The organism is Streptomyces sp. 15-116A (genome assembly GCF_025290915.1).
Lineage (GTDB): Bacteria > Actinomycetota > Actinomycetes > Streptomycetales > Streptomycetaceae > Streptomyces.
Window position 1 is genome coordinate 1 of sequence record NZ_JAOCQE010000404.1, and the last position, 4,243, is coordinate 4,243.

Consider the following 4,243-nt stretch of genomic DNA (forward strand, 5'->3'; position numbering starts at 1 on the left):
CGCCGGTACACGGCGAGTGCCTCGGCCCGGCGGCCCGCCCGGGACAGGGCGAGCATCAGCTGGTCGTAGAACGGCTCGTGCAGCGGGTGGACCCGGGTGAGTCGTTCCAGCTCCCCGGTGACCTCGGCATGCCGGTCCCGGCTGAGCTCGGTGGCGTACAGGCTCTCCAGCGCGGTCAGGCGCAGGGCGTCGAGACGACGGGCCTCGGCCGCGCAGAGCGGGCCGCCCCGGCTGTCCTGCAGGGCGGGCCCCCGCCACAGTGCCAGCGCCTCGCGCAGGAGCGCGCTGCCGCGTCCGGGGTCGTGCGTCAGCAGGAGCAGGGCCTCGTCCGCGAGCCGGGTGAACCGGTGGGCGTCGACGGTGGCTTCGTCCAGGTCCAGCCGGTAGCCGGCGGGCCCGGTGCTGATGCGCTGCCGGCCGCCGGTCGTCCGCAGCAGCCTGCGCAGCCGGGAGACCTGGGCGTGCAGGGCACCCGCGGGGTCGTCCGGGGGCGTGCCGCCCCACAGTTCCCCGATCAGGTCGGCCGGGCGGACCGGCGATCCGGCGTGCGCCAGCAGCGCGCACAGCAGGACGCGTTGCCGTTCCCCGGCGGGCCGCAGCGGCCGGCCGGTGCGGCCGTCGAGGACGCCGACCGGCCCGAGCAGCCGGAACTCCACGGCCACGGCAGCCGCGCCGGGCGGCGCCTCTTCGCCGGGTGGCTTCTTGCCGGGTGCCGTCCCACCTCGGTTGACCGCCCCGCTGGGTGGCTTCTCGCCGGGCGCCGTCCCGCCCGCGTCCACCGCCCTGCCGGGTCGGGCCTCTTCGCCGGGTGGCTTCTCGCCGGGCGCCGTCCCGCCCGCGTGCACCGCGCCGCTGGGTGGGGCCTCTTCGCCGGGCGTCGTCCCACCCCGGTTCACCGCCGCCCCGCCGGGTGGCGTCTCTTCCCCGGGCGCCGTCCCGCCCCGGTTCACCGCCCCGTCGCTCCCGTGCCGGAGGTGGTTCGGGTGTGCTGTGCTCGGACCGCCTCCCGGGTGATCAGGGCGGTCAGGGGCGCGGGGTCGTCGAGGAAGTAGAAGTGGCCGCCGTCGAAGAGATGCGTGCCGAGGAAGTGCTCGGTCGCCTGCGGCCAGGCGGCCAGGGTCCAGGGGGGCGCGACCTCGTCGTCGCGGCCGCCGAAGACGGAGAGCGGTACGGGCAGCGGCGCGGGCGGCCACTGTGGGTCCCAGGTCTCCGCCAGCCTCAGGTCGCCGCGGATCGCGGGCGCGAGGAGTTCCCACAGCTCCGGCTCGTCCAGCACCGCGGGCGGGGTGCCGCCCAGCGCGGCCACATGGCGGAGCAGATCCGCGTCGGGCAGCAGATGGCGGAAGGTCCGCCCCGTCCCGTCCGCGCGGGGCGCGGCGCGCCCGGACAGGCCGAGCCAGACCGGCGGCGTGCGGCCCTCGGCGAGCAGCAGTTGGGTCAGCTCGTATGCGGTGACACAGCCCATGCTGTGCCCGAAGAAGGCGAAATCGCCGGTGAGTTCGTCGTCCAGCTCCGCCAGGAAGTGGCGGGCGAGCGCGATGGCGTCCTCGATCGGCTCGTCCGGGCTCAGCAGGCCCCGGCCCGGGGCGTCGGGGAGGCGGACCCGCCAGCCGGCCGGGAAGAGAGCCGGCCAGTCGCGATACATCAGATGTGAACCGCCGGCGTGGTGGAACACGAACAGGCGCAGCTGCATGGTCTTACTCGCAATCGGGTAGCGAGGCGTGCCGCACACGCGGCCCCTCGGCCGTGGCTCCGGTTCTCCGCCCGGGACGCTAACCACCCCGGCCCCGCGCCGCCCGTGCCCGCGAGTGCGTCTCCAGCGGCGCTGCACACCGCCTCCAGCGATGCCCGCCGCCGCACGACTTCCCGTCCAGCCCCGCTCGAAGGGCGCCTGATCGCACGGCCGGCGGGTCTGGCGCGCGGCTAGCGTGCCCGGCGTACCGAGGCGGACCGGACCGGGACCCGGCCGTACGCACCGGGACGGCGCACCGCCGAGCAGCCGGGGGACGGCCCCCGGGCCCCGGTACCGGCCGGGATGCGCGGCGGACGCCGTTGCACGCACAGCACGAGCCGTACGCACCGTACGCGCCGTACGAACGGGAGGACGTCATGGACATCAGGCTCCTGGGGCCGCTGGCCGCCGAGGTCGACGGGGTGTCGATCGTGCCCAGCGCCGGGAAACCGCGGCAGGTCCTCGCCCTGCTCGCACTCCAGCCCGGGCACATCGTGCCGGTGCCCACCCTGATCGAGGAGCTGTGGGAGCAGGCCCCGCCGCGCAGCGCGATGACCACCCTGCAGACCTACGTCCTCACCCTGCGCCGTCACCTGGGCACCGCGATGGGCCCCGGGGTGCCGGGCGCCGCCAAGGAGGTCATCGCCACCCGGCACGGCGGCTATCTGCTGCAGCTGCCCGCCGACCGGACCGACGCCGGACGGTACGAGACCCTGCTGGCGGCCGGTCAGGACGCCGCCGAGAACGGCGACGACGAGCGGGCCGCGACCCTGCTGCGGCAGGCTCTGAACCTGTGGCACGGCGAGCCGCTGGCGGATGTGCCGCTCGGGCCCGTGCTCTCCGTCGAGGCGCTGCGTCTGCGCGAGAGCCGGCTGGTCGCGGTGGAACGGCGGATCGACGCCGAACTGCGGCTCGGCCGGCACGGCGCGCTGCTCGCCGAGCTGACCACGCTGACCGCTCGTCATCCCCGCCACGAGGGCCTGCACGCCCAGGCCATGGTCGCGCTGTACCGGTCGGGCAGGCGGGCCGCCGCGCTCGATGTCTACCAGCGGCTGCGTACCCGTCTGGCGGACGACCTCGGCGTGGATCCCTCCCCGCAGCTGAGCCGCCTCCGGCAGGCGGTCCTCACGCTCGACCCGGCCCTGGACCGCGCCGCACCGTCCCGGCGCGGCGCGATCTTCGACCTGTACGCGGCCTGAGGGGGGCACCACGGACGGCTCGGGCGGTCGGGCCCGTGGGCGCGGCGGCGGGCAGGCGAGGGCGTCACAGGGCGGTGTCGCGCAGGACGCGGCGGTCCGTGGCCAGCCAGTCGTCGCCGAAGCGGGTCAGGACGTCCTCCACCACCGTGACCCGCAGACCCCCCGGACCGGGGGCGACGGGGCGGGAGAAGATGCTGCAGCGGGTGCGCAGGGTGTGCTCGTTCTCCGGGTCGATCTCCAGCTTGCCGATCCAGAACCGGTGCCCGGGGCCGGCGTCCCAGCCGTCCGGAGCGGTGCCGGGGGCGAACGTGGCGGCCAGACCGGCCGCGCCGCCGGACTCGGCCAGGGCGAGCTGGCGCGTGTAGAAGCTCTCGGCCTGCGCGTACAGGCCGGAGAAGCGGATGCGTGCGGCCACCTCCGGGGCGCGGCGGGAGGTCACGGCGGTCGTGGTCATACGGCTCACCTCTCGGCTCGGCGCAGCCCGTTCGGCTGCGGCAGATCCACCCTGACCGCGCCCTCTCGAGGGCCCTTCGAACCGGCCTCGAGCCGTTCCGCCCAGCATCGGCGGGCGGGACGGAATGTGAGGAGCAGGGACGATGACGGTGCTGGAACGGACCCGCGACCGGGAGTGCGCGGGCGGACGGCAGGCCGAGGAACGGACGCGGGTCGCCGCGTCGGCCGCCACCGTGTACGGAATTCTCAGCGAGGTGACCGCGTGGCCGCTGCTGCTGCCGTACGTGGTGCACGCCGAGCCGCTGCCGCCGTGCGCCGGGGACTCCCCGGGCACCCGGACGAGGATCTGGGCCCTGTGGGACGGGGAGTTCGCCTGCTGGGTGTCGCGGCGCCGGTACGACCCGGGGCGGCGCCGTATCGACTTCGCCTGTACGACGGCCGACGGCACCGGCGTCGAGGGGAGGTGGGCGGTGACGCCGGACGGGGCCGGGCGGTGCGTGCTGAGGGTGCGGCACCGGCCCGGACCGGTGCCGGCCGGGGTGGTGACACGGTTCCTGCGCGCGGTGCGCGAGCGGGCCGAGGAGCGGGACCGCGGGGAACTGACCGTCTCCCGCTTCACGCAGGAGACTCCGCTCCAGGGCCCGCCGGAACTGGCCCTGGACTTTCTCCACCGGGCCGAGGAGTGGCCCGGCCAAGTCGGCCACGTGGTGCGGGCGGCCGAGGTCGACGAGGTGGTGCCCGGCGCCCAGCTGCTGACCCTGCGCACCCCGCGGGGCCGCACCGTCCGCTCGGCGCGGCTGTGCTTCCCGCACGCCGGGCGTCTGGTGCACCGTCAGCTCTCCGCCGCCGGTGCGCCCGG

The 4,243-nt window shown here is 76.1% G+C and carries 5 protein-coding genes; 2 read left to right on the forward strand and 3 right to left on the reverse strand.

Annotated features, from left to right (window positions below; translation table 11 throughout):
- Together N4P33_RS33260 and N4P33_RS33265 are read right to left on the reverse strand one after the other, a co-directional pair.
- On the reverse strand, positions 1 to 896 hold an 896-nt coding region (locus N4P33_RS33260), incomplete at its 3' end, for an AfsR/SARP family transcriptional regulator (protein WP_260830656.1).
- A gap of 50 nt (positions 897 to 946) precedes the next feature.
- Positions 947 to 1,693, reverse strand: a complete 747-nt coding sequence (locus N4P33_RS33265) for a thioesterase II family protein (protein WP_260830657.1) — start codon at positions 1,691 to 1,693, stop codon at positions 947 to 949.
- Positions 1,694 to 2,109: 416 nt separating this feature from the next.
- Here N4P33_RS33265 and N4P33_RS33270 point away from each other — a divergent pair, with 416 nt between their 5' ends.
- Positions 2,110 to 2,931 (forward strand): AfsR/SARP family transcriptional regulator, encoded by an 822-nt coding sequence (locus N4P33_RS33270; protein ID WP_260830658.1) that lies wholly within the window; start codon positions 2,110 to 2,112, stop codon positions 2,929 to 2,931.
- Positions 2,932 to 2,995: 64 nt separating this feature from the next.
- Here N4P33_RS33270 and N4P33_RS33275 read toward each other — a convergent pair whose 3' ends face one another.
- Complete coding sequence (locus N4P33_RS33275) at positions 2,996 to 3,385, reverse strand: hypothetical protein (protein WP_260830659.1); 390 nt, start codon at positions 3,383 to 3,385, stop codon at positions 2,996 to 2,998.
- Between the two features lie 142 nt (positions 3,386 to 3,527).
- Between N4P33_RS33275 and N4P33_RS33280 the strand changes: the two genes are divergently transcribed.
- The coding region (locus N4P33_RS33280; protein ID WP_260830660.1) for an SRPBCC family protein at positions 3,528 to 4,243 on the forward strand (716 nt) is incomplete at its 3' end.